This window comes from Pseudomonas sp. BLCC-B112 (assembly GCF_028550695.1).
Classification (GTDB): Bacteria; Pseudomonadota; Gammaproteobacteria; order Pseudomonadales; family Pseudomonadaceae; genus Aquipseudomonas; species Aquipseudomonas danubii.
The window spans coordinates 556,002-580,927 of record NZ_JAQQGK010000005.1 but is presented as its reverse complement, the minus strand read 5'-3'; the positions used below and the strand labels follow the sequence as shown (position 1 = coordinate 580,927).

Below are 24,926 nucleotides of genomic sequence, written 5' to 3'. Positions count from 1 at the left end.
GTACATCGGCCCACATCGTTCGGATCTTCCTGAATGAGTTTTAGCGGATTTTACTCAAGACCTTGAAAGGGATGGCTCTTACAGCGAGTCACTTTGAAGAGCCCAAAGTAACCAAAGGCTCCTGCCCCTACACTCGGTGCCTCGCCTAGGCTCGGCATGCCCGAACTCCGGCATTGATCCGTGGGCCGCCGCAATGGGCCATCCCTGGCCCAGTGCGGCTAACCCGGCGTCCTGCCGGGTTACCCACGGCTCAATGCCTGCGTTCGGCCATCGTGTCTAAGGGGGCAGGCAGATCAAAAGCCAGAGCAAGATCAAAATCCGACGGCAGCCTACCGGCCGGCCTATCTCTGTCGTCCTCCACGTTCCCTGTAGCCGCTGCCGAGCCTGCGAGGCTGCGAAAAAGACCGCAGGGCCTTGCTTGGCGATCTCACGCCGAGCCTCTAATGCCTACCGGATCGCCGCAAGTCTCCAAGAGCCACGCGGTGTCGCGCGAATCAGTCGCGCTGCGGCTCCAGCAAGTCAAACGACAGGACTCTGATCTGCATGTCGGCGCTATACACGAATCCAACCCGAGCACTGGGATGCAGAGGCTCCGGCAGGCGGTAGCTCTCCCAGGCATTGAGCATGCATTGCCCATCGGCTGATGGCCTGCGCTCCCCCGAGCGCAGGGGCGTGCCCAGCAGCTCGCGAATATCGGCGTGGGTCATGCTGCGTGAGAACGGGGCGGGCAGTTCGCCGCTGTGGAACGAGCGCCCCTGTTCAAGAGGCATGAGCTCGATCAGTACCTTTTCCAGGACCAGACTGTCTTCCCAGAAGTCCAGCATCAGGCCGGGCTCGACGATCACGGTCAGCCATTCGAATTCATCGTAGATCTTGTCCGTCGGGGTCTCGATGCGTTCTCCCCGGGCGATCAGTTCTGCATGGCTGAGCCCGAGGCTCTTTACCCAGCGGCTGATCGTTTTAGCGTCCATGTCTTCTCCATTGTCCTGTGCTGAGTGGGGGATTCGTTGGCGCGGGTGGCGTCGGCGGCCGATCTTAGCCGGTCGAAAAGACGAATGGTTCTGTTGTGACACAAAGAAAGCCGCCTGCTGTGCTGGCAGGCGGTTGGTTTGAGGACCGCTGTCAGGCCGGTTGTGGCGCTGTGTCGAGCTGGGCCCTGGCCTGATAACTGGCCGGGCTGAAGATTCGCGTCAACAGCAGCATCGCCAGGACACCGACGATCAACACCCACCAGGCGCTGACAAAGCTGCCGGTGACTTGCCGCAGCCAGCCGCTCAGCCAGGGTGAGACGGCGTTGATCAGAAAACCCACGCCCTGGACAAAAGCCGCCAGTTGCCCGGCTTCCCGGGGATCGCGGCGGTGATCCAGGGTCAGGATCAGGCTCAGGGCAAAGCACGCTCCGAGGCCGAAGCCGATCAGCGCTACCCACAGGTGCGGGCTCTGCAAGGGCCACAGCACCAGCCCGAGAAACCCTGCGGCCTGGGCCGCGAGGCTGATGCCCAGCAGCGGGCGGCGGTCGCTGCTGCGCTGGGCCAGGGCCGGCATCAGCAGGGCTGCGGTGACTTGGAAAATCGTCATGAAGGCCAGCAGCGAGCCGCTTTGGGTAGCACTCCAACCCAGCTGCAGGTAGTAGGCCGGCAGCCACGCCACCATGCTCATGTAGCCGCAGTTCACCAGGCCGAAGTACAACGCCAGCAGCCAGGCGCGGCGGTTGTTCCAGAGCCCGGCCCGGGGCGCCGGGGGGCCGTTGCGGCGTCCTGCGCCCAGGGGCAGGCACAGCCACAGCAGCAGGGCGGCCATGGCTGGCAGCACCCAGATGCCCAACCCCATTTGCCAGTGGGCGAAGTGGCTGGCCACCTGCGGGCTGAGCAGGGCGGCGATGCCACCACCGCCCATCAGCGAGGCCGAGTAGACGCCCATGGCCAGGGCCACGCGCTGTTGAAACTGGCGCTTGATCAGCGCCGGCACCAGGGCCTGGATCAAGGCCACGCCGGCGCCGCCGAGCAGGGCGGTGGCGAGCAAGGCCGCGGCCTGGCCGAAGAACAGCCGCACCAGGCAGGCCAGCAGCACCAGCAGCAAACCCAGGGACACGCCGCGGCGTTCGCCGAGACGGGCTTCGATCCGTACCCCGAGCAAGGCCACCAGGCCCATGCAGATCACCGGCAGGCTGGTGAGCCAGGCGCTGCTCTGGAAGCTCATGCCGGTGGCGCCGCGAATCTCGTTGAGCAACGGGCTGACCGAGCTGAGGATGGGGCGCAGGTTCAGGCCCAGGCACACCAGCAGCGCCCAGCCGGCGACGGTCTTGAAGGCCGATTCAGTTCGCTGCATGGCGCGCCTGCCAGTCCTGGTAGAGGGCGGTCATTGCCGCCTGGGGCAGGTGCAGCAGCGGCAAGCGCTGTGCTTCCAGGGGCTGGCTCAGCTCTTGGTAGATGGCCGCGGTGGACAGGCCGAACGGCTCTGCTTGTTCATTGCTGGCGGCGAACACCGCGCGGGATACGCCGCACAGGTACATGGCGGCCAGGCACATGGGGCACGGCTGGCCGCTGGCGTAGATCACGCAGTCGTCCAGGCGCGGGCCCAGTTGCTGGCTGGCGGCGCGGATGGCGAGCATTTCGGCGTGGGCGGTGGGGTCCTGGCTGAGGTGGATTTCATTCACCGCCTCGGCCAGCACCCGGCCGTTGCGCACCAGCAGCGCGCCGAACGGGCGGCCGGCCTGTTCGACATTGCGCCGGGCCAGTGCCACGGCCTGTTGCAGGTAGTGCTGATCGTCGTGCATGGAGGGCTCCTTCAAAGGGGGCTGGGGTTACGCCGCGCCGGCATCGCGCAGCAGCTTGGCAATGGCGCTCTGGCCACGGCGCTCGGCCTGTTGCAGCGGGCTGATACCGGCACGATCCGGCAGGTTCAGGTCGGCGCCGGCGGCAATCAGCTGGGCGACGATCTGCTGGTGCGCCGGGCCGCCGTCGGACAGCACGATGGCTTCCATCAGGCAGGTCCAGCCCAGGTGGTTGACGTGGTTCAGGTCGACGCCGGCTTCGATCAGCAGACGCACGGTTTCCACATGGCCGCGTTCGCAGGCCGGGATCAGGGCAGTGCCGCCGTAGCGGTTGGTGCTCTTGAGGTCGGCGCCGTGGGCCAGGGTCAGCTTGAGGATTTCGTTGTGGCCGCTGGCGCCGGCCAGCAGGTAGGGGCTGTCCTGGATCAGGTTCTTGCGGTTGACGTCGGCCCCGGCTTCGATCAGCGCGCGGGCGATGTCGATGCGGTTGTCGCGGGTGGCCAGCAGCAGTGGGCTGCTGCCGTCCAGGCCACGATCATCGAGGGCTACGCCTTGCTGGATCAGCTGCTGTACCTGCTGTAACCGACCCTTGCGTACTGCATCCAGCAGCGAGTTGTCGCTGGCCATGACCACCCCCGCCGTTAGCAGACTTATGGCCATCAGGCCGCGTTTGAAGGACCGCTTGAGTGGCATGGGAACCTCCCGTTCCTGCTGATGAAAGGGAAGTATGGTGACGGCCCTGTGTATTCTGAAATTAAATATAATCATGCCAATCAGTGGCTATCAGAATGGTGATGAGCAATGTTCGATCCCGTGTTGCTGCGCAGTTTCGTGGCGGTTGCCGACTGCCAGAACTTCACCCGCGCGGCCGAGCGCCTGCACTTGACCCAGTCCACCGTGAGCCAGCAGGTGCGGCGCCTGGAGGAGAGCCTGGGCTGCCAGTTGCTTGACCGCGATCAGCGCCGGGTGGTGGCCACGGTGGAGGGCGAGCGCCTGCTGGCCTATGCCCGGCGCATCCTGGCTCTGCATGAGGAGGCCAGCGACGTCTTGATCAACCAGCGCGGCGAGGAAGTGCTGCGCCTGGGCGTGCCGGAAGACTTTGCCGCCGAGCGCCTGATGCCGATGCTCTCGCGCTTTGGCCGCGACTATCCGGCGGTGCGCCTGGAGGTCACCAGTGGTTTGGGACCGGAATTGCAGCGCCAATTCCGCCGTGGCGAGTTCGACCTGTTGCTGGTCAAGCAGATGGGCCACAGCGATGACTGCGTGGAATCCTGGCCCGAGCCGCTGTGCTGGGTCGATAGCGTTCGCCAGCCCGCCTTTGGCCGCGATCCGCTGCCGCTGGTGGCGTTCCCGGTGGGCGGTTTGTATCGCCAGGAAATGCTCCACCACCTGGAAGTCGGCGGCTGGCCGTGGCGCATCGCCTATTCCAGCGCCAGCCTGGCCAGTGTCTGCTCGGCGGTGGCGGCGGGCCTGGGCATCAGCCTGTTGCCGGTGCGGGTGCTGGGCAAGGGCCATCGGATGCTCGACGCCGCCAGCGGTTTGCCGGATATCCAGGGCGTGCGCCTGGCGTTGTACGCCGGCAGTGGCCTGAGTCGGGCTGGAAAGGCATTACAGGAGCAGTTGAGGGCCGTGGCAAGCGTCAAGCCGCAATTTGATAGGCCGTGACGGTCTGCTGGTTGGCCCCGTTCCTTATGACGTTACTGGCATCTCCACTGGAATCCATTTTTTGCCAGACACTTTTAGCGTATTCCTGGGCGTGCCTGAGACCTCATGGTTTGCCAGCGATGCGTGTTCTGTCCCTGGTCAGCGTCAGGCTCAGTACCACCGCACTGAGGATGATGCCGCCGACGATGGCCAGCGACCAATGGACCGGCATATGGAACCAGGGCGCGGCCAGCATTTTGCTCCCGATAAACACCAGCACTATGGCCAGTCCGTACTTGAGCAGATGGAACCGCTCAGCCATGTCCGCGAGCAGGAAGTACAAGGCGCGCAGGCCCATGATGGCGAATATGTTGGAGGTGAACACGATGAAGGGATCGGTGGTCACGGCGAAAATCGCCGGGATGCTATCGACCGCAAAAATCAGGTCGCTGGCCTCGATCAACACCAGCACCAGGAACATCGGCGTTGCCCAGAGCAGGCCATTGTGGATGACAAAAAAACGCTCGCCGTGAAACTCCTGGGTGACGCGCAAGTGCTTGCGCATCCAGCGCAGTATCGGGTTTTTGTCGAGGTCGGGTTGTTGCTCGGCAAAGATCAGCATCTTGATGCCCGTGACGACCAGCAGGACTCCGAAGACGTAGAGCAGCCAGGCGAACTCCTGTACCAGCCAGACGCCGGCGAGAATCATCGCTGCACGCATGACGATGGCGCCGAGTACGCCGTACAGCAGCACGCGCCGCTGCAATGGCGGCGGTACGGCGAAATAGCTGAAGATCATCACGAAGACGAACATGTTGTCGATCGACAGTGACTGTTCGATCAGGTAGCCGGTGAGGAACTCAAGGGTTTTGCGCTGGGCGATTTGCGCACCCAGCGTATCGTTCAGATACCACCAGAGCAGACCGGCGAAGACCAATGCCAGGCTGGCCCAGGCTATGACCCAGGCCAGCGCCTCCCGGGCCGAAACCCGATGGGCCTTGCGTCCGCCGAAGACAAACAGGTCAAGCGCCAGTACGGCGATGACGAAGACGATGAAAGCAGCCCACATCCAAGGTTCACCGATGTTCATCGCGGCCACGCCTCAAATGAGTTGAGGTTTATCCCCCATGACAGTCTTGGAATGACGCACCCAGGGGCGGATGGTTCTCATCCTAGCCAGCCGGTTTGATCAAGAAAAAGTCGTATATTTTTGGCCGATAGTTCGATGCCGACGAATTGTTTGCGCGCAGGCAAAAGGATTGAAGGAGGCAGGCCTTATATTCTTTTGGGGTATTAATAAATAGCTTCTTATTCCTTAACGAATATAAATCCCCTCCCTATACTCGTCCGGGAACAGACACGCAGCAGGAGAGTTCCCCATGCGCAACGAATCCATTCGCTACTTGATTGTGCCGGGCTGGCAAGGATCGCCAGAAGATCATTGGCAAACCCATTGGCAGAACAGCCTGCCCAACAGTGCGCGGGTGGAGCAGGCCGATTGGCTGACGCCGCGCCGTGAAGACTGGGTGGCGGCCCTGGCCGAAGCCATCGCCATCGACGACACCCCGGTGATCCTGATTGCCCACAGCCTGGGTTGCATCACCGTGGCCCACTGGGCGGCGCGCGCGCCCGCGGCAGCGCTGCGCCAGGTGCGCGGTGCGCTGCTGGTGGCGCCGGCGGATGTCGAGCGTGCGGCCTGTGCGCCGGCCCTGCGCAATTTCGCGCCGATTCCCCGGGACCTGCTGCCGTTCCCCAGCCAGGTGGTGAGTTCGGACAACGACAGCGCCGTCAGCGCGCCGCGTGCCCTGGAACTGGCCCGTGACTGGGGCGCCGAAGCCGGGATTCTGGCGGGAGCCGGGCATATCAACGTCAAGTCCGGCCACCAGCGCTGGGAGCAGGGATTCGCCTATCTCTATCGCCTGCAGAACCGCATGGAACAACACGCCCTGCGTCGTGCCTGACCGTATTTTCCCTGTTTAAACGCCCCCGTCCTCAGGCGGTTTTGGGCGGGAGTCTGCCATGAGTCCTCACACCCCATTCGGCCAGCCGCTGCTGACCTTTCCCGATGCGGAAAAAAGTCCCCTGAGCATCCGCGCCAAGGCGCTGGTGTTCGTCGATCCACGTTCGCGACAACTGCGTGAAGAGCTGGAGCAACTGGCGCCCCGTGCGATCTCGGTGCTGATCCGTGGTGAAACCGGCACCGGCAAGGAACTGCTGGCCCGACACATCCACCGCGCCAGCGACCGCAGCGGGCTGTTTGTCTCGGTCAACTGCGGCGCCATCAGCCCCACCTACGCCGACGCCGAACTATTCGGCTACGCCGCCGGCAGCTTCAGCGGCTCCGCCAGCAGCCGGGCCGGCTGGTTCGGTTCGGCCAATGGCGGGACCCTGTACCTGGACGAGATCGGCGACTTGCCGCTGCCGATTCAGACCAAGCTGCTGGCAGCCCTGGAGAACCACGAAGTGACGAGGGTCGGTGCCCAGCAACCGAGCCCGGTGGATGTGCGCCTGGTGGCGGCCACCAGCATCGACTTGGCCCAGGCGGTGGCGGCGGGCAAGTTTCATGAGCGCCTGTACCGCTACCTCAGCGAGGGCCAGTTGGAGCTGCCGGCGCTGCGCGAGCGGGTCGGGGATATCGAGTCCCTGGCCGAGTATTTCCTGGGGATCTACAGCCAGCGCCTGGACCTGCCGGTGCCGCTGATCAGCGAAGCCGCGCAACAGGCCCTGGAGCGCCACAGCTGGCCGGGCAATACCCGTGAACTGGAAAACGTCATTCACTTTGCCCTGCTGGTCAGCAGCGGCGAGGAGATCTTGCCGGAGCACCTCAACCTGCCGCCGACGCGTTCGCCGCTGGAGCAGATTGAGCAGCTGCTGCGGCAGATCGCCGAGAGCGATTCAGACGCGGATCGCCAGGCCCTCAAGCGCCTGCTGGCGGCTACCGGGCGCGGTGGTGGGGCGGGATGTATGAACAAAATGGAATATGAACGTGAATAAAAGATATTGTTCGGGAATAAAAAATCTCGGTATTGTCCGCTTCACGCCAGCAGTGGCACATCACTGGCACCCAGATAAGCACCTCATTTGAAGCCGTCGTCGATCCCGACACCTAAGGACCTTGCATGAAAAAAGTTCTGTTGTTCACCGCACTGGCGGCAGCCCTGAGCGCCGGTATTGCCCAGGCCGGCGAGAAGCTGGTGGTTGCCGCGACCCCGGTGCCCCACGCCGAGATTCTCGAGCTGATCAAGCCCACCCTGGCCAAGGAAGGCGTGGACCTGGAAATCAAGGTTTTCACCGACTACGTGCAACCCAACGTACAGGTCGATCAGAAGCGTCTGGACGCCAACTACTTCCAGACCCTGCCGTACCTGAAGAACTTCAACGAGGGCAAGGGCACTCACCTGGAAACCGTGATCGGTGTGCACGTCGAACCCTTCGGCGGCTACTCGAAGAAGGTCAAGTCCCTGGCCGAGCTGAAAGATGGCGCCACCATTGCCATCCCCAACGAAGGCAGCAACAGCGGCCGTGCCCTGATCCTGCTGCACAAGGCCGGTCTGATCGAGCTCAAGGACCCGAAGAATGCTGTGTCCACGCCCAAGGACATCGCCAAGAACCCGCACAACTTCAAGTTCAAGGAGCTTGAGTCGGCCATGCTGCCACGGGTCCTGGATCAGGTTGACCTGGACATGATCAACACCAACTACGCCCTGGAAGCGGGCCTGAACCCGGCCAAGGATGCGCTGGTCATCGAAGGCGCCGATTCGCCTTACGTGAACTACCTGGTGGCCCGTCCGGACAACAAGGACAGCGCGGCGATCCAGAAGCTGGCCAAGGCCCTGACCAGCCCAGAGGTCAAAGCCTTCATCGAGAAGAAATACAGCGGCGCGGTACTGCCGGCGTTCTGATGAACTAGGCTACTGAAGCGACAAACCCCTTCAAGGTTTGAACGCCGACGGCTATCACAGCGTCGGCGTTTTTTATTGCGTCGGCAAAAGCCGCAGGGGTCGGTCGGGCGGCGTTCTGCTTGCCGGCGAAGAGGTCCTCAGGCCGGGTACAAACCTGAAGGGCGCCTTCGCTGGCAAGCCAGCTCCTACACAAGCCAGCGCTTACACAAGTGGAGCGCTTTTGGCGGTGGCTTGGGTGGCGCGGCGCAACGCCGTCAGCCACTTCATCAGTTCATGGGGGGGCAGGGGTTGCGGGGGCTTTGTATCGGCCATGGTGGTCGTCCTTGAGGGGTGTAGCGTCCAGTGGAGGTGCGGGCGCGAAAGCTCCGTTCGACCCGGTTGAAAAGGTAGTAGCCCGGCGCCAGCCCGGCAAATCCGCGGGTTAGGTTTTTGGGTGATATCAATATGCTCTAACGGTATTTAAATTCTGCTTTTTATAGCTATAAAGTCGCGGCAGCCGGGCGGTTACCCACTGCCCCACGGACTGCACCACCGTCGCTGTACCCCAGCGGCGTTCAGGATGATTCATGACCCTCGATTACGCTTTTATCCTCAGCACCCTGCCGGCCTTTCTCAAAGCCGTGGGAGTGACCCTGCAGGTCGGCCTGATCGCCATCGGCACCTCGCTGCTGGTAGCCCTGATCAACGCCACTGTCCTGGTGTTTCGCACCCCTTACCTGCACCGCCTGATCGGCCTGTACGTGGAACTGGCGCGCAACACACCGCTGTTGATCCAGCTGTTCTTCGTCTACTTCGCCTTGCCGGCCCTGGGGATCAAGGTCTCGGGTTTTGCCGCGGCGATCATCACCATGACCTTTCTCGGTGGTGCCTACCTCACCGAAGTGCTGCGCGCCGGGGTGGAAGCCGTGCCCCAGGCGCAGCTGGAATCGGGGCGCTCCATCGGCCTGTCGCAGTGGCAGTTGCTGCGCTACGTGATCCTGCCTCAGGCCGGCATCCTCAGCCTGCCGTCGCTGTTCGCCAATTTCATTTTCCTGCTCAAGGAAACCACCGTGGTCTCGGCGGTGGCGGTGCCGGAGATTCTCTACACCACCAAGAGCTACATCGCCCTGTACTACAAGACCTACGAAATGCTCGCGGTGCTGACGCTGATCTGCGTGCTGTTGTTCTTGCCGCTGTCGCTGTTGCTCAGCCGTCTGGAAAGGAGGTTGCAACATGGCCAGTTCGGGTCTTGAGCTGTTGCTGGTGTCCTTGCCGCAACTGGCCCGGGGCGCTGTGCAGACTTTGTCGATTTCGCTTTTGAGCATTGCCTTCAGCACCCTGGGCGGGGTGCTCTACGGCGTGCTGCGCAGCCTGCAACGCAAGGTGCTGGATGTACCGTTGCGAATCTACCTGGAGCTGTTCCGGGCGATCCCGGTGCTGGTCTGGTTGTACCTGCTGTTCTTCGGCTTTCCGATCTTCTTCGGCCTCAGCATTCCCAGTTTCACCTGCGCGGTGCTGGTGCTGTCGCTGTGGGGCGCCAGCGAAGTCGGCGAGGTAGTGCGCGGGGCCCTGCAATCCCTGCCCCGGGGCCAGCGTGAAGCGGGTCTGTCCATTGGCCTCTCCGGTGCCCAGCTGTACGGCTACGTCTTGCTGCCCCAGGCGCTGAAGCGCATGACGCCGCCGACCATCAACGTCTACACGCGAATCATCAAGACCAGTTCCCTGGCGGTACTGATCGGCGTGGTGGACGTGATCAAGGTCGGCCAGCAGATCATCGAGCGCACCTACGAATCGGTGCTGATCTACGGCGTTCTGTTCCTGTTTTTCTTCTTTATCTGCTACCCGCTGTCGGCCGCCTCCCGCGTGCTGGAGCGGCGCTGGACGCAAGCATGAGCGCATTGATCGAGTTTCAGGGTTTCAACAAATTCTTTGGCCCGCAGCAGGTGCTCAAGGAGGTCGACCTCAGCGTGGCCGCAGGGGAGGTGATCGTCATCCTCGGCCCCAGCGGCTGCGGCAAGAGCACTCTGCTGCGCTGCCTCAACGGCCTGGAAAGCGCCCACAGCGGCCATCTGCGTTTCGCCGGGCGCGAGCTGCTCAGCCCCGACACCGACTGGCGTCAGGTGCGCCAGCAGATCGGCATGGTGTTCCAGAGCTATCACCTGTTCCCCCACATGAACGTGCTGGACAACCTCCTCCTGGGGCCGCTCAAGGTGCAAAAGCGCGAGCCCCGCGAAGCTCGGGCCCAGGCCGAAGCGCTGCTGGAGCGGGTGGGCCTGCTGGACAAGCGCGAGGCCTTTCCCCGGCAGCTGTCCGGCGGCCAGCAGCAACGCATCGCCATCGTCCGCTCGTTGTGCATGAACCCCCAGGTGATGCTGTTCGATGAGGTCACCGCGGCCCTTGATCCGGAGATGGTCAAGGAAGTGCTGCAGGTGATCCAGGGCCTGGCCCGGGACGGCATGACCCTGTTGATCGTCACCCATGAAATGGCCTTCGCCCGGGCCGTGGCCGACCGCATCGTGTTCATGGATGGCGGGCGCATCGTGGAACAGAACACCCCCGAGGCTTTCTTCACCAACCCGCAGAGCGCACGCGCGCAGCAGTTCCTGGAGAAGTTCTCGTTCGTTGAAGCACTGCCCAAGAAAGCCCCTAAAAAGGAACTGGAGCTCTTATGAAAACTGCCAAGTCTTCGCTGTTGTTACTGCCGCTGTTCGGTCTGGCCCTGCTGGCCGGCTGCGACAAATCCAATGATGCACCCAAGCCTGCGGCCACCGCTGCCAGCGCCGCGCCGGCGGCCGGTTACCTGGACAAGATCAAGGCCCGGGACAAGCTGATCGTCGGGGTGTTCACCGACAAGCCGCCGTTCGGTTTCGTCGATGAGACCGGGCGCTATGTGGGCTTCGATACCGACATCGGCCGCCAGTTCGCCAAGGACCTGTTGGGGGACGAGAACAAGGTGGAGTTCGTCGCCGTGGAACCGGCCAGCCGCATTCCCTTCCTGCAGAGCGACAAGGTTGACCTGATCCTGGCCAACATGACCGTGACCCCGGAGCGCAAGCAAGCGGTGGAATTCACCAACCCCAACCTCAAGGTGGCGGTGCAGGCCCTGGTGCCCGAAGGCAGCCCGGTGAAGAGCCTGGATGACCTGGCAAGCCGCACCACCATCGTCACCACCGGCACCACCGCAGACATCTGGCTGACCCAGAACCACCCGGACTGGAAACTGCTCAAGTTCGAGAAAAACACCGAGTCCCTGCAAGCCCTGGCCAATGGCCGTGGCGACGCCTACGCCCAGGACAACCTGATCCTGTTCAGTTGGTCCAAGCAGAACCCGGGCTACCGCGTATTGCCCCAGACCCTGGGCGAGCAGGCACCGATTGCCCCGGCGGTGAAGAAGGGCAACATCGAACTGCGGGACTGGGTGAATGCCGAACTGGCCAAGCTGGGCGAAGAAAAATACCTGCTCAAGCTGTATGACAAGTACGTGCGCAAGGAGCTGAGCGATGACACCCCGCCTGAGAGCGTGATTGTCGAAGGCGGCAAATGGCAGGGCTGAGGCGTACTGTCGGCTGCTGAATCCACTGTGTAGCCGCTGCCGAAGGCTGCGAACGGCTCCGAAGGAGACGCCGCTCTTGAGGGCCTCGGAAGGTCCTGCGGACCTTATCGCAGCCTTCGGCAGCGGCTACAGGGTGTGGGAGGCGCGATTTTCAGTCGGGCCAGTGCCAGGCCGGTTCGTCGAGCATGCGCTGGCCGACGATGCCGGTCTGGCCCAGCTCTTTCTCCAGCACGATGCAGTTGCATTCGGGGTCTTCCTGCAAGGCCGCGATCAGGCGCCGGGCGTGGGACACCACCCACACCTGGCACTGCTCTGAAGCCCTGATGATCAAGCGCGCCAGGGCCGGCAACAGGTCCGGGTGCAGGCTGGTCTCCGGTTCGTTGAGCACCATCAGGCTTGGCGGCCGCGGAGTCAGCAAGGCCGCTACCAGCAACAGGTAGCGCAAGGTGCCGTCCGACAGTTCCGCCGCCGACAGCGGTCGCAACAAGCCTTCCTGGTGGAGCTGCACGCCGAACAACCCCCCGGGAACGGCATCGATTTCCAGCCGCGAATCCGGGAAGGCATCGGCGATGCTCTCGTATAGTGCCTGCTGATCGCCCACCTCGATGATGGTCTGCAACGCCGCGGCCAGGTCCCGGCCATCGTGGTGCAGCACCGGGGTGCGGGTGCCCAGCTGCGGTCGGCGCGCGGGGGCCTGGCTGTCGGTACGCAAGTGGTCATAAAAACGCCAGCCACGAATCTGCTCGCGCAGATGCAGGACCTCGGGCGATGAGCTCAGGTTGCCCACCCGGTCGAACAGGCTGTCGCCGCTGCTCGTATGCTGCGCCAGCACCTCCCATTGACGCCCCGCGCGGGCTCGTACCATCGGTCCCTGGCGGTCTACCAGCGCGCTTGCCGAGCGATACAGGGGCCCGCCCCAGATGCTCTCGCGCTTGATCCACGGGTCGAGAGTGAAGCGCGAGGCAATCGGCAAGCTGTGCCCGGGCAACATGAAATGACCGCTGGAGTCCGGCAGCCCAAGGCTGATCGCATAACCGAAGTCCTCACCGGCAAAGCCCAGTTGCAGGCGTCTGGCGGCCTTGCGCGGTCCACCCTGGATCGCGACCTCACCCTGGCTCATGCGCCGGCTGATCTGTTCCGGCCCGGCCCAGAAGGTCGATTCCAACCCGCCTTCCTTGGCCAGGGCATTGACCACGCCGCCCTGGGCGGTCTCTGCCAGCAGGCGCAGGGCCCGGTACAGATTGGACTTGCCGCTGCCATTGGCGCCGGTGATCAGGTTCAGTCGGCCGAGGGGCATCACCAGTTTGTTGATGGAGCGGTAATTGGCCACCGCCAGGGTCTTGAGCATGCCGGGTCTCCTGTTGCGTGGTGCGCAGTGTGCCTGATTTGTAGAGCGGGAGCTTGCTCGCCGCCGCCTCCGAAACCGCTGCTGTGTTTGCCCGGACAGGGTGCGCTGCAAGGCTGGCGACTACGGCGCCCAGGGGCGTCGGCCGGCCGAGCGGGAGCTGGCGTCCTCGCTACGAAAGCCCTGTTTATGAGACCTGCGTGCAAGGGTTGAACCCTGTTCTAAGCTCACAGTCGTAACGTCACTGGCGCGACGATCAAGCACAAGGAGCCTGCATGGCTGGTCTCAAATCGAGGTGGATAGTGGGGCTGAGTCTGCTGGCGCTGCTCGGCGGCTGCGGAGCGGAAAAGCCGACCGAGAAGGAACGCCCGCGGGTGCGTATCCAGCAAGTGCAGAGCAGCGATTTTGCCCCGTCGGTGACCCTCACCGGTGACGTCCAGGCCCGGGTGCAGACCGAGTTGTCGTTCCGCGTCGGCGGCAAGATCATCCAGCGTCTGGTGGATGTCGGCGACCGGGTTTCCGCCCAGCAGGTACTGGCCCGGCTCGATCCCAAGGACTTGCAGACCAACGTCGATTCCGCCGCTGCCGCGGTGTTTGCCGAACAGGCACGGGTCAAGCAGGCCAGTGCCGCCTTCGTTCGCCAGCAGAAACTCTTGCCCAAGGGCTACACCAGCCAGAGCGAATACGATTCGGCCCAGGCCGCCCTGCGCAGCAGCCAGAGCGCCTTGAGCGCGGCCCAGGCGCAGTTGGCCAATGCCCGCGAGCAGTTGAGCTACACCGAACTGGTGGCCGAGGCGCCGGGGTTGATCACCGCGCGTCAGGCCGAGGTCGGCCAGGTGGTACAGGCCACCATGCCGATCTTCAGCCTGGCCCGGGACGGCGAGCGCGACGCGGTGTTCAACGTCTACGAATCGCTGCTGATGCAGCCGCCGGGCCAGGAAACCATCCACGTCAGCCTGCTGGACAACCCCAAGGTGACCACCACCGGCAAAGTCCGCGAGGTGACCCCGGTGGTCTCGGCCCAGAGCGGTACGGTGCAGGTCAAGGTGGTGCTCGATTCGCTGCCGGCGGGCATGGACCTGGGCTCGGTGGTCAGTGCCACCGCCCGGGCCCACGGCAAGGCCACGGTGGTGCTGCCTTGGTCGGCCTTGACCAAGAACCTCAGCGAACCGGCGGTGTGGCTGGTGGGCGAGGACGGCAAGACCGTGCTGCACAGCGTCAAGGTCGGGCGTTACCTGACCGGCCAGGTGATCATCAGCGACGGCCTCAAGGGCGGCGAGAACGTGGTGGTGGCCGGGGGGCAGTTGTTGCACCCGGGGATGTTGGTCGAGATTGCCGGGCCGACCAAGGAACAGGGAGCACAACCATGAAGCGCCTGCTGCCGTTGTTATGGGCCAGCCTCTTGCTGCTGGGCTGCTCCAAGGAAGAGCCGGCGCCGGAGCCGGTGCGTCCGGTGCTGTCGATCCAGGTGGCGCCGCAATCGGAGGAAAGCCTCGGGCGCTTTGCCGGCAACATCCAGGCCCGTTTTGAAACCAACCTGGGCTTTCGGGTGCCGGGGCGGATTGCCAGCCGCAATGTGGATGTCGGTGCCGAAGTGGGGCCCGGGGACTTGCTGGCGACCCTCGATCCCACCGACCAGCAGAACCAACTGCGGGCCGCCCAGGGTGACTTGGCCAAGGTCGAGGCGCAGTGGATCAACGCCCAGGCCAATGCCCGGCGCCAGCAGGAGCTGTTCGACCGTGGCGTCGGCGCTCAGGCGCAACTGGACATTGCCCAGACCGACCTGAAGACCACCGGCGCTTCCCTGGCCCAGGCCAAGGCGGCCGTGCGCCAGGCCCAGGACCAGCTCAACTACAGCCAACTGCGCAGCGATCACGGCGGCGTGGTCACCGCCTGGAATGCCGAAGCCGGGCAGGTGGTGACCGCCGGCCAGCAGGTGGTGACCCTGGCCCGGCCGCAGATCAAGGAGGCGGTGATCGACCTGCCGGCAACCCTGGTGGATCAACTGCCGGCGGATGTGGAGTTCAAGGTCGCGGCCCAGCTCGACCCGAGCATCAGCACCACGGCCACCGTGCGCGAGATCGAGCCCCAGGCCCAGAGCGCGACCCGTACCCGTCGCGCCCGCCTGACCCTCAAGGACACTCCCGAGGCCTTTCGCCTGGGCACCGCCATCAGCGTGACCCTGAGCTCGGCCATCGAGCCACGCACCGAGTTGCCCCTGACGGCCCTGCAAGAGGTGGATGGCCAGACCCGGATCTGGGTCATCGACCCGCAGAGCCAGACCGTCGCCCCCCGGGAGATCAAAGTGCTCAGCCGCGACAGCGATTCGGCGCTGATCGGCCAGGGGGTCAAGCCCGGCGAGCGCATCGTCAGCGCCGGGGTCAACAGCCTCAAGCCGGGGCAGAAAGTCAAAGTCGATGAGGGCCGCGCACAATGACGCCTGACAGCAAAGGGAGCTTCAACCTGTCCGAGTGGGCGATCAAGCATCAGTCCTTCGTCTGGTACCTGATGTTTGTTGCGCTGCTGATGGGGGTGTTTTCCTACCTGAACCTGGGGCGCGAGGAAGACCCGTCCTTCACCATCAAGACCATGGTCATCCAGACTCGCTGGCCCGGCGCGACCCAGGAAGAAACCCTGAAGCAGGTCACCGACCGCATCGAGAAAAAACTCGAAGAGCTGGACTCGCTCGACTACGTGAAAAGCTACACCCGCCCCGGCGAGTCGACGGTGTTCGTCAACCTGCGCGACACCACCAGTGCCAAGGACATTCCCGAGATCTGGTATCAGGTGCGCAAGAAGATCAACGACATCCGCGGCGATTTCCCCCAGGGCTTGCAGGGTCCGGGTTTCAACGATGAGTTCGGCGATGTGTTCGGTTCGATCTACGCCTTCACCGCCGACGGCCTGAGCATGCGCCAACTGCGTGACTACGTGGAGCAGGTGCGCGCCGAGATCCGCGAAGTGCCGAACCTGGGCAAGGTGGAGATGGTCGGTGAGCAGGACGAAGTCATCTACCTGAACTTTTCCACGCGCAAGCTGGCGGCCCTGGGCATCGACCAGCGCCAGGTCCTGCAAAGCCTGCAAGCGCAGAACGCGGTGACCCCGGCCGGGGTGATCGAGGCCGGGCCGGAGCGGATCTCGGTGCGCACCTCGGGGCAGTTCGCCTCGGAGAAGGACCTGGCCACGGTCAACCTGCGCCTCAACGACCGCTTCTATCGCCTGGCCGACATCGCCGACATCAGTCGCGGCTACGTCGACCCTGCCACACCGCTGTTCCGTTTCAATGGCCAGCCGGCCATCGGCCTGGCCATTGCCATGAAGAAGGGCGGCAACATCCAGGACTTCGGCAAGGCCCTGCATGCGCGCATGAATGAGCTGACCGCCGATCTGCCAATCGGTATCGGCGTGCACAAGGTCTCGGATCAGGCCGAGGTGGTGCAGGAGGCGGTGGGCGGTTTCACCAGCGCCTTGTTCGAGGCGGTGATCATCGTCCTGGTGGTGAGCTTCATCAGCCTTGGGATGCGCGCCGGGCTGGTGGTGGCCTGCTCGATTCCGCTGGTGCTGGCCATGGTCTTCGTGTTCATGGAGTACAGTGGCATCACCATGCAGCGGATCTCCCTGGGGGCCTTGATCATCGCCCTGGGGCTGCTGGTGGACGACGCCATGATCACCGTGGAAATGATGGTCACGCGCCTGGAGAAGGGCGAGAGCAAGGAGCAGGCGGCGACCTTTGCCTACACCTCCACCGCCTTCCCGATGCTCACCGGGACCCTGGTGACCGTGGCCGGCTTCGTGCCTATCGGCCTCAACGCCAGCTCCGCTGGTGAGTACACCTTCACCCTGTTCGCGGTGATCGCCGTGGCCATGCTGGTGTCGTGGATCGTCGCGGTGCTGTTTGCCCCGGTGATCGGCATCCACATCCTCAGCACCAACGTCAAACCCCACTCCGAGGAGCCGGGGCGCGTCGGTCGCGCCTTCAATGGCGGCCTGCTGTGGGCCATGCGCAACCGCTGGTGGGCGATTGGCATCACCGTGCTGCTGTTTGCCGCGTCGGTGTTCGGCATGCGTTTTGTGCAGAACCAGTTCTTTCCGTCTTCCGACCGGCCGGAGATCCTGGTGGACCTCAACCTGCCGCAGAACGCCTCGATCGACGAGACCCGCATGGCCGTGGATCGGTTGGAAGCGACCCTCAAGGACGACCCGGACATCGAGCGCTGGAGCACTTACATCGGCGAAGGCGCGATCCGTTTCTACCTGCCCCTGGACCAGCAACTGCAGAATCCGTACTACGCCCAGCTGGTGATCGTCAGCAAGGGCCTGGAGCAGCGCACGGCTCTGACCGAGCGTTTGCGCAAGCGCCTGCGCGAAGACTTCGTCGGCATCGGCAGCTATGTGCAGGCCCTGGAAATGGGTCCGCCGGTAGGGCGGCCGATCCAGTACCGGGTCAGCGGCAAGGACATCGACCAGGTGCGCAAGCACGCCATCGACCTGGCCACCGAACTGGACCAGAACCCGCACATCGGCGAGATCATCTACGACTGGAACGAGCCCGGCAAAGTGCTGCGCATCGACATCGCCCAGGACAAGGCACGGCAACTGGGGCTGTCCTCGGAAGATGTGGCGCGACTGATGAACAGCATCGTCAGCGGTTCCACCGTGACCCAGGTGCATGACGACATCTACCTGATCAACGTGGTCGGCCGTGCCGACGACAGTGAGCGCGACTCACCGGAAACCCTGCAGAACCTGCAGATCGTCACCCCCAATGGCACCTCGATTCCGCTGCTGGCCTTCGCCACGGTGGGCTACGAACTGGAGCAGCCGCTGGTGTGGCGCCGCGACCGCAAACCCACCATCACCATCAAGGCGGCGGTGCGCGACGCGATCCAGCCCACCGACCTGGTCAAGCAATTGCAGCCGGACATCGACCAGTTTGCCGCGCAGTTGCCTGCCGGCTACTCGGTGGCCACCGGCGGCACCGTTGAGGAAAGCAGCAAGGCCCAGGGTCCGATTGCCAAGGTGGTGCCGCTGATGCTGTTCCTCATGGCGACCTTCCTGATGATCCAGTTGCACAGCGTGCAGAAGCTGTTCCTGGTGGCCAGCGTGGCGCCCCTGGGGCTGATTGGCGTGGTCCTGGCCCTGGTGCCCACCGGCACGCCCATGGGCTTTGTGGCGATCCTCGGGATTCTCGCGCTGATCGGCATCATCATCCGCAACTCGGTGATCCTGGTGACCCAGATCGACGAATACGAGCGCGAGGGTTATCACCCCTGGGACGCGGTACTGGAAGCCACCCACCATCGGCGTCGACCTATCCTGCTGACCGCCGCAGCGGCCAGCCTGGGGATGATCCCGATTGCCCGGGAAGTGTTCTGGGGGCCGATGGCCTACGCCATGATTGGCGGCATCATCGTTGCCACCTTGCTGACCTTGCTGTTCCTCCCGGCGCTGTACGTGGCCTGGTACAAAATCAAGGAGCCGAGCCAAGACACTGACCGCACTCGCCCCACGGCCTCGTAGGAGCTGGCTATTTCCGTAGGAGCTGGCTTGCCAGCGAAGGGGCCCGGGAGGCGAGCGCTTGATCCGGAAACGCCTTCGCCGGCAAGCCGGCGCCTACGGGGGGAGTGGGGCAGGAGGGCTCAGGCCTTGCGCCAGACGCTGGCCAGCCAGGGTTGCTGTTCCCGGGGCAGGCCGGCGGGACGGTAGTAATGCTCCAGCTCGACAAAGCCTGCCTCAGTCAGCAACGCCTGCCAGCTTGCGAGGTCGTGGTAGGCGCCATAGCGCGGGCCGTTCCAGCCTTCCTGGTTGTCGCCGCGCGGGTTGGAGCTGAACAGCACGCCGCCGTCCTTGAGGCTCGCATGCAGTTGCTTGAGCACCCGTGGCAGTTCCTGGCGGGGAATATGAAACAGCACTGCGTTGGCGAAGATGCCGTCGAAGCGGGCCGCGGGCAGATCAAGCTTGAGAAAGTCCTGCTGCCAGACTTCGCAGCCGCTGTCGTCCCGGGCCATCTGGGCAAAGCGCTCACAGCCGTCGAGGCCGATGGCGATATGGCCCAGGCGGGTAAAGGTTTGCAGATCACGCCCCGGGCCGCAGCCAAAATCCAGCACGCTGAAGGGCGCCGGGCCCTGGATATGCCGCAGCAGCGCGTCGATGTTCTGGCTGACGTCGTGGTCGCGGGTGCCTTCACGAAAGTCTTCGGCCACCTGCTGGTAGTGGCCGAGGGTGGTGGCGGTGATGGTGTCTAGGTCGTCTGGAGCAAGTTTCATGGCGGGCTGCATGGCGTGAAGAGGAATGGCCCGAATATACCCCATGCACCCTGTAGCCGCTGCCGAAGGCTGCGAACGGCTCCGCAGGAGACGCCGCTCTTGAGGGCCTCGGAAGGTCCTGCGGACCTTGTCGCAGCCTGCGGCAGCGGCTACACGGGGTGCCACTAGCGCTTGTTCAGCACCCGCGCCAAACGGTCGCCGCCCAGCTGGATCGCCGCCACCAGGATCACCAGCAGCACGATCACCGTGAGCATGATCTGGCTGTCGAAACGCTGGTAACCGTAGCGGTAGGCAATGTCCCCCAGCCCGCCCGCGCCAATCGCCCCGGCCATGGCCGAGGAGTTGATCATGGTCACCAGGGTGATGGTGAAACCGCCGACGATGCCCGGCAGCGCTTCAGGCAGCAGCACGTGCCAGACGATGTGCCAGCGTCGGCAGCCCATGGCCTGGGCGGCTTCGATCAGGCCGTGATCGACTTCCCGCAGGCTCACTTCGGCAATGCGCGCAAAGAACGGCGTGGCGGCGATGGTCAGCGGCACCACCGCCGCCCACACGCCGTAGGTGGTGCCGACGATCAGCCGGGTAAAGGGGATCAGCGCCACCATCAGGATCAGGAACGGAATCGAGCGAAACAGGTTCACAAAGGCCCCCAGCGCCCGGTTCAGGTTCGGCGCTTCATAGATCCCGCCCTTGCCGCTGGTGACCAGGATCACCGCCAGGGGAATCCCCGCCAGCAGGGCAATCAGCGAGGACACGCCGACCATCAGCAGGGTGTCGAGAATGCCCTGCAACAAGCGATCAAACCACATAGCCCAGTATCTCCACCTGTTGTGCCCAGTGCCCCGCGCGCTGGCGCAGTTCCTCGGCGCTCAGGGACGAGCCCTGGACCGCCAGCAGCAGTTGTCCCAGGGCGTGGCCCTGGATGCGTTCCACGCCGCCTTGCAGCAGGCGCACGCGACCGCCCAGGGCGCCGAACAGCGCCGCCAGGTCCGGCTCTTCATGCTTGACGCCGGTGAAACGCAGGCTCAGCACCAGCGCCGCGTCGGCCGCCGTCGGCTGGCTGTGCAAACGGCTTTGCAGCTCTGGCGGCAGGCCGTGCTGCAAGGGCGCCAGCAGGGTCTTGCTGACCTCGTGTTGCGGGTGGCCGAAGACTTCCCTGACCGGTCCCTGTTCGACGATGCGTCCATGTTCCAGCACCACCACCCGGTCGCAGATCTCGCGAATCACCGCCATCTCGTGGGTGATGAGGATGATGGTCAGGCCCAGGCGCTGATTGATCTCTTTCAGCAGGCCAAGGATCGACTGGGTGGTTTCCGGGTCCAGGGCCGAAGTGGCTTCGTCGCACAGCAGGATCTCGGGATCGTGGACCAGGGCCCGGGCGATCCCCACCCGTTGTTTCTGGCCGCCGGACAACTGCGCCGGGTAGGCCTGGTGCTTGTCCTTGAGGCCCACCAGTTCCAGTAGCTCGCGGACCTTGCGCTCGCGCTCGGCCTTGGGCACCCCGGCGACCTTCAGCGGCAGCTCGACGTTGTGCCACACGGTCTTGGCCGACATCAGGTTGAAGTGCTGGAAGATCATGCCGATGCGTCGGCGCAGGGCCACCAGGCGGTCTTCGTCGAAGTCGCCGATGTCCACCTGATCGATCAGCACCCGGCCGCTGCTGGGTTGCTCCAGGCGGTTGATGGTGCGGATCAGTGACGACTTGCCGGCGCCGCTGCGGCCGATGATGCCGAACACCTCACCGCGCTGGATCGAAAGGTCGATGCCGTGCAGGGCCTGCACCAGGCCCTGCTGGCCCTGGTAGGTCTTGCCCAGGCCGATGAAACGCACCTGGGCGCGGTTCAGTTCGGGGTGCAGCTCGGTCTGCTCGGCACGCTGGGGCGCCGGTTCCGGCAGCTTGCGCTGTAGCGTCGCGACACTCATCTCAACCTTCCCAGCCGGCTTGGTAGAGCTTGCCGTGGGCTTTATCCAGGGCAGCCCGAACGGCTGGCGAGTGCTGGTAGATATCGACGAACTTGATCAGCCGCGGGTCGTTCTTGCTCTTGGGCTGGATCACGAACTGAATCACGTATTCCTTGTGGTCCAGGCCGTCGAACAGCAGCGCCGAACCGGCATCGAAGGTCTTGGCCAGGCGGATGTAGGCCGGATAGCCCTGGACCAGATCGGCGTCGTCATAGGCGCGCACCAGTTGCACGGCTTCGACCTGGAGGATCTTGATCTGCTTCGGGTTGCTGACGATGTCTTCTTCGGTGGCCTTGTAGCCCACGCCCGGCTTGAGGGTGATCAGCCCGGCCTTGGCCAGCAGTTGCAGGCCACGGCCGCTGTTGATCGGGTCGTTGGCGATGGCCACGCTGGCGCCTTGTGGCAGTTCGTCGAAGCTTTTGTATTTCTTCGAGTACAGGCCGACGTTGTTGATGATCCCCGGGGCGAAGGGCAGCAGATCGAAACCGGCGGCTGCCTTGGCGTTTTCCAGGAACGGAATGTGCTGGAAGTAGTTCACGTCGATATCGCCGGCGGCGAGACTAACGTTGGGCGCGATCCAGTCGGTGAATTCCACCAGTTCGACTTTCAGGCCCTGCTTGCCGGCTTCGGCAACGGCCGCTTCCAGGGGAATGGCAAAGGCGGCGGTGGTGCCGACCTTGAGCGGCGCGTCGGCGGCGAAGACGGCGCTGCTGAACAGGCCGAGGGCGAGGGCCAGGGCTTTGACCGGGTGGCGCAGGAGCGTGGTTTTCATGATGGTTACTTCCAGTCAATCCGAATGAGGAGGTTGAACAATTGCGTTTGGGTGTGGCGAAGACCGCTGTCTGTGGCGAGGGAGCAAGCGCCCTCGCCACAAGAGTTCCAGCCACGGCGGCTCGGCAGAGCCACCTCGTCTCAGCGGCGGTAAGCCGCGCCGGTGTGTCGTTGCGGCAATTTGCGGCCTTCGTGGAACAGTTTTTCCCGCAGGGTGCCGTCGTCGTAGGCGGTCTTGTAGGAGCCGCGCCGCTGCAGCTCGGGGATCACCAGATCGATGAAGTCGACGTAGCTTTCCGGGGTGACGATGCGGGTCAGGTTGAAGCCGTCCAGACCGGTTTCGGCGATCCAGGATTCCAGCTCGTCGGCCACCTGCTGCGGTGAGCCGACCACGGTGAAGTAGCGGCCGCCCAGGGTGTGCTGCTCCAGCAGCTTGCGCCGGGTCCAGTCGTTGTTTTGCAGGTGCTTGGTGGCCGACTGGATGGCATTGCTCTTCACGTACTGGATGGGCTCGTCGATCTCGTACTGGGAAAAATCGATCCCGGTGGACGCGGAAAAATGCGCCACTCCGGCTTCGGCGCTGGCGTAACGGCGGTACTCGGCATGTTTGTTCCAGGCCAGTTCCTCGGTCTCGCCGACGATCACGTTGAGGCCCATGAACACCTTGATGTCCTCGGGATTGCGCCCGGCGGCCACGGCGCTGGCGCGGACCTTGTCCACCTGGGCCTTGGTCGCGGCCTTGTTCTGCCCACTGATGAACACGCACTCGGCGTGGCGCCCGGCGAACAGCAGGCCGCGATCCGAGCTGCCGGCCTGGAACAGCACCGGGGTGCGCTGCGGTGATGGCTCGCACAGGTGATAACCGCTGACCTGATAGAACTCGCCCTGGTGCTCGACCTTGTGCACTTTGTCCGGCTGGGCATAGATGCGCTGCTCGCGGTCGTTGAGGACCGCGTCGTCTTCCCAACTGCCTTCCCAGAGTTTGTACAGCACCTCCAGGTACTCGTCGGCCTGGTCGTAGCGACGGTCGTGTTCGATCTGCTCCTTCAGACCCATGGCCTGGGCGGCGCTGTTCAGGTAGCCGGTGACGATGTTCCAGCCGACCCGGCCACGGCTCAGGTGGTCGAGGGTGGAAAGGCGCCGGGCGAACAGGTAGGGCGCCTCGTAGGTGAGGTTGGCGGTGAGGCCGAAGCCCAGGTTCTTGGTCACTGCCGCCATGGCCGAAACCAGCAGCAGCGGGTCGTTGACCGGCAGCTGGATCGACTCCTTGAGGGGCACGTCCACCGAGTTCTGGTAGACGTCGTAGACCCCGACGATGTCGGCGATGAACAGCCCGTCGAACAGTCCGCGCTCCAGCAATTGAGCCAATTCGGTCCAGTATTCGAGGGTCTTGTACTGGGTCGAATGGTCCCGTGGATGGGTCCACAGGCCGTGGTTGATGTGTCCCACGCAGTTCATGTTGAAGGCGTTGAGCAGGATCTTTTTCTTGGCGATTTCAGGCGCGGCCATCAAATGGTCCCCCGCAGTGGCGGGTTCTGCTGGTTGAGGTAGTAGTTGCCCACCGCGTGGTACTTCCAGCGCACCGGGTCGTGCAGGGTGTGCACCCGTGCGTTGCGCCAGTGGCGGTCCAGGCCGTGCTCGGCCAGGGTCGCCTGGCTGCCCGCCAGTTCGAACAGGGTGCTGCCGGCGGCCAGGGAGATTTCCGTGCTCAGGGCGCGGGCCTCGGCCACGGCGATGGAGGCGGCGGCCACGGTGTCGGCATTGGTCTCGGCCTGGGCCCGGTCGAGGAATTCCCCGGCGCGCTCCAGCAGGGCCTCGGTGGCGTGCAGGCGGATGCTCAGGTGGCCGAAGCTCTTGAGGGTCAGCGGGTCTTGCGTGGCTTTGTCGTTGCCGGAGTCGATCCAGGGCCGGGTCTTGGTCCGCACGAAGCGCAGGGCGTCTTCATAGGCGGCGCGGGCGATGCCGGTGTCGATGGCGGCGTGGAGGATCTGCGCCAGGGGACCGACCGGGGTCGGGCGTTCGAAGGCGCTCTGGAACGGCACCACATCGGCTTCGTCCACCGCGACGTTTTCAAAAAGCACCGAGCCGCTGCCGGTGGTGCGCTGGCCGAAGCCGCTCCAGTCGTCGATCACGCTCAGGCCCTGGGCCTCGGCGGGGACGAAGGCCAGTTGCTGCACGCCGTGTTCATCCACCACCGAGGTGGGAATGCGCTGGGCGTAGATGGCGCCCGTGGCGTAGAACTTGCGCCCGTCGATGCGGTAGCCCTGGCCGCTGCTGTCGCGGCTCAGGCGGGTGGTGCGGTCGTGGGCGGTCTTGGTGCCCAGCTCGGCCAGGGCATTACCGAAACGGCGGCCGGCCAGGACTTCGGCGTACAACCGCTGCTTCTGCGGCTCGCTGCCGTTCACCCGCAGCACTTCCAGGGCGTAGAAATGGTTCTGCGGGATCTGCCCCAGGGAGGCGTCGGCCTCGGCGATCAGGGCGATGACCTTGGCCAGGGTAACGTTGGACACCCCGGCGCCGCCGTATTCCTTGGGCACGCTGATGCCCCACAGACCGGAGCGGGTGAAGGCTTCCAGCTCGGGATGGGGCAGGCGCCGTTCACGGTCGCGCAGGGCGCTGTCGCGTTTGAAATCTTCCGCCAGGTCGCTGGCGACAATCAGGGCTTGTTCGTCGCTGGTGATGACCGCGACGTGTTGAGCAAGAGACATGTGTTTCTCCAGAGATCTGGTCA

23 protein-coding genes are annotated in these 24,926 nt (G+C 64.2%); 11 read left to right on the top strand and 12 right to left on the bottom strand.

Annotation, left to right across the window (positions count from 1 at the left end):
• Positions 1 to 494: 494 nt before the first annotated feature.
• The 4 genes from PQT43_RS16530 to PQT43_RS16515 all read right to left on the bottom strand — a co-directional run bounded on the left by PQT43_RS16530 (position 495) and on the right by PQT43_RS16515 (position 3,466).
• Positions 495 to 971 (bottom strand): DUF6392 family protein, encoded by a 477-nt coding sequence (locus tag PQT43_RS16530; protein ID WP_272754321.1) that lies wholly within the window; start codon positions 969 to 971, stop codon positions 495 to 497.
• Positions 972 to 1,122: 151 nt separating this feature from the next.
• On the bottom strand, positions 1,123 to 2,328 hold the full coding sequence (locus tag PQT43_RS16525; RefSeq protein ID WP_272754320.1) for a CynX/NimT family MFS transporter: 1,206 nt from the start codon (positions 2,326 to 2,328) through the stop codon (positions 1,123 to 1,125).
• A complete protein-coding gene (locus PQT43_RS16520; protein WP_272754319.1) occupies positions 2,315 to 2,776 on the bottom strand; it encodes a nucleoside deaminase in 462 nt (153 codons plus the stop codon). Before PQT43_RS16520 ends, PQT43_RS16525 begins: the two co-directional genes overlap by 14 nt.
• 27 nt (positions 2,777 to 2,803) lie before the next feature.
• Entirely contained in the window at positions 2,804 to 3,466 is a 663-nt protein-coding gene (locus PQT43_RS16515; protein WP_123391831.1) for an ankyrin repeat domain-containing protein, read from the bottom strand.
• 108 nt (positions 3,467 to 3,574) lie between these two features.
• Between PQT43_RS16515 and PQT43_RS16510 the strand changes: the two genes are divergently transcribed.
• Complete coding sequence (locus PQT43_RS16510; protein WP_272754318.1) at positions 3,575 to 4,438, top strand: LysR family transcriptional regulator; 864 nt, start codon at positions 3,575 to 3,577, stop codon at positions 4,436 to 4,438.
• A 103-nt stretch (positions 4,439 to 4,541) separates the two neighbouring features.
• Here the strand turns inward: PQT43_RS16510 and PQT43_RS16505 are convergent, their stop codons facing one another.
• Positions 4,542 to 5,507: a TerC family protein gene (locus tag PQT43_RS16505; RefSeq protein WP_180988503.1), complete on the bottom strand. Its 966-nt coding sequence runs from the start codon at positions 5,505 to 5,507 to the stop codon at positions 4,542 to 4,544.
• A 289-nt stretch (positions 5,508 to 5,796) separates the two neighbouring features.
• On the opposite strand from PQT43_RS16505, the gene PQT43_RS16500 reads away from it, so the two are divergent.
• The 7 genes from PQT43_RS16500 to PQT43_RS16470 all read left to right on the top strand — a co-directional run bounded on the left by PQT43_RS16500 (position 5,797) and on the right by PQT43_RS16470 (position 11,851).
• A complete protein-coding gene (locus tag PQT43_RS16500) occupies positions 5,797 to 6,378 on the top strand; it encodes an alpha/beta hydrolase (protein WP_102862617.1) in 582 nt (193 codons plus the stop codon).
• Between the two features lie 58 nt (positions 6,379 to 6,436).
• Positions 6,437 to 7,411 (top strand): sigma 54-interacting transcriptional regulator, encoded by a 975-nt coding sequence (locus PQT43_RS16495; RefSeq protein ID WP_272754317.1) that lies wholly within the window; start codon positions 6,437 to 6,439, stop codon positions 7,409 to 7,411.
• 125 nt (positions 7,412 to 7,536) lie between these two features.
• On the top strand, positions 7,537 to 8,319 hold the full coding sequence (locus PQT43_RS16490; RefSeq protein WP_102882719.1) for a MetQ/NlpA family ABC transporter substrate-binding protein: 783 nt from the start codon (positions 7,537 to 7,539) through the stop codon (positions 8,317 to 8,319).
• Positions 8,320 to 8,885: 566 nt separating this feature from the next.
• Positions 8,886 to 9,551, top strand: a complete 666-nt coding sequence (locus tag PQT43_RS16485; protein ID WP_102862620.1) for an amino acid ABC transporter permease — start codon at positions 8,886 to 8,888, stop codon at positions 9,549 to 9,551.
• Positions 9,532 to 10,191, top strand: coding sequence for an amino acid ABC transporter permease (locus tag PQT43_RS16480; protein ID WP_102882720.1), 660 nt, complete (start codon positions 9,532 to 9,534; stop codon positions 10,189 to 10,191). The genes PQT43_RS16485 and PQT43_RS16480 overlap by 20 nt, the downstream gene beginning before the upstream one ends.
• Positions 10,188 to 10,970, top strand: a complete 783-nt coding sequence (locus PQT43_RS16475) for an amino acid ABC transporter ATP-binding protein (RefSeq protein ID WP_102882721.1) — start codon at positions 10,188 to 10,190, stop codon at positions 10,968 to 10,970. The genes PQT43_RS16480 and PQT43_RS16475 overlap by 4 nt, the downstream gene beginning before the upstream one ends.
• Positions 10,967 to 11,851, top strand: coding sequence for a transporter substrate-binding domain-containing protein (locus tag PQT43_RS16470; protein ID WP_272754316.1), 885 nt, complete (start codon positions 10,967 to 10,969; stop codon positions 11,849 to 11,851). The genes PQT43_RS16475 and PQT43_RS16470 overlap by 4 nt, the downstream gene beginning before the upstream one ends.
• 151 nt (positions 11,852 to 12,002) lie before the next feature.
• On the opposite strand, the gene PQT43_RS16465 is transcribed toward PQT43_RS16470, so the two are convergent.
• Positions 12,003 to 13,199: an AAA family ATPase gene (locus PQT43_RS16465; protein ID WP_253084402.1), complete on the bottom strand. Its 1,197-nt coding sequence runs from the start codon at positions 13,197 to 13,199 to the stop codon at positions 12,003 to 12,005.
• Positions 13,200 to 13,471: 272 nt separating this feature from the next.
• Between PQT43_RS16465 and PQT43_RS16460 the strand changes: the two genes are divergently transcribed.
• From PQT43_RS16460 to PQT43_RS16450, 3 genes are read left to right on the top strand one after another with little or no spacing between them, the layout of a single operon-like run.
• Entirely contained in the window at positions 13,472 to 14,566 is a 1,095-nt protein-coding gene (locus PQT43_RS16460; RefSeq protein WP_253084401.1) for an efflux RND transporter periplasmic adaptor subunit, read from the top strand.
• Positions 14,563 to 15,633, top strand: a complete 1,071-nt coding sequence (locus tag PQT43_RS16455) for an efflux RND transporter periplasmic adaptor subunit (protein ID WP_253084400.1) — start codon at positions 14,563 to 14,565, stop codon at positions 15,631 to 15,633. The genes PQT43_RS16460 and PQT43_RS16455 overlap by 4 nt, the downstream gene beginning before the upstream one ends.
• Positions 15,630 to 18,716, top strand: a complete 3,087-nt coding sequence (locus PQT43_RS16450; protein WP_102882725.1) for an efflux RND transporter permease subunit — start codon at positions 15,630 to 15,632, stop codon at positions 18,714 to 18,716. The genes PQT43_RS16455 and PQT43_RS16450 overlap by 4 nt, the downstream gene beginning before the upstream one ends.
• A gap of 119 nt (positions 18,717 to 18,835) precedes the next feature.
• On the opposite strand, the gene PQT43_RS16445 is transcribed toward PQT43_RS16450, so the two are convergent.
• From PQT43_RS16445 to PQT43_RS16420, 6 genes are all read right to left on the bottom strand, one after another.
• Positions 18,836 to 19,462 carry a class I SAM-dependent methyltransferase gene (locus tag PQT43_RS16445; protein ID WP_102882726.1) on the bottom strand — a complete coding sequence of 209 codons (627 nt, stop codon included), beginning with the start codon at positions 19,460 to 19,462 and terminating at the stop codon, positions 18,836 to 18,838.
• A 164-nt stretch (positions 19,463 to 19,626) separates the two neighbouring features.
• Positions 19,627 to 20,271: a methionine ABC transporter permease gene (locus PQT43_RS16440; RefSeq protein ID WP_011058620.1), complete on the bottom strand. Its 645-nt coding sequence runs from the start codon at positions 20,269 to 20,271 to the stop codon at positions 19,627 to 19,629.
• The gene (locus PQT43_RS16435) at positions 20,261 to 21,385 is read right to left on the bottom strand and encodes a methionine ABC transporter ATP-binding protein (RefSeq protein WP_272754315.1); all 1,125 of its coding nucleotides are present in this window, start codon (positions 21,383 to 21,385) and stop codon (positions 20,261 to 20,263) included. Before PQT43_RS16435 ends, PQT43_RS16440 begins: the two co-directional genes overlap by 11 nt.
• 1 nt (position 21,386) lies before the next feature.
• Positions 21,387 to 22,196, bottom strand: coding sequence for a MetQ/NlpA family ABC transporter substrate-binding protein (locus PQT43_RS16430; protein WP_253084396.1), 810 nt, complete (start codon positions 22,194 to 22,196; stop codon positions 21,387 to 21,389).
• 140 nt (positions 22,197 to 22,336) lie between these two features.
• Entirely contained in the window at positions 22,337 to 23,704 is a 1,368-nt protein-coding gene (locus PQT43_RS16425) for an LLM class flavin-dependent oxidoreductase (protein WP_272754314.1), read from the bottom strand.
• Complete coding sequence (locus PQT43_RS16420; RefSeq protein WP_272754313.1) at positions 23,704 to 24,903, bottom strand: SfnB family sulfur acquisition oxidoreductase; 1,200 nt, start codon at positions 24,901 to 24,903, stop codon at positions 23,704 to 23,706. Before PQT43_RS16420 ends, PQT43_RS16425 begins: the two co-directional genes overlap by 1 nt.
• Between the last annotated feature and the right edge of the window lie 23 nt (positions 24,904 to 24,926).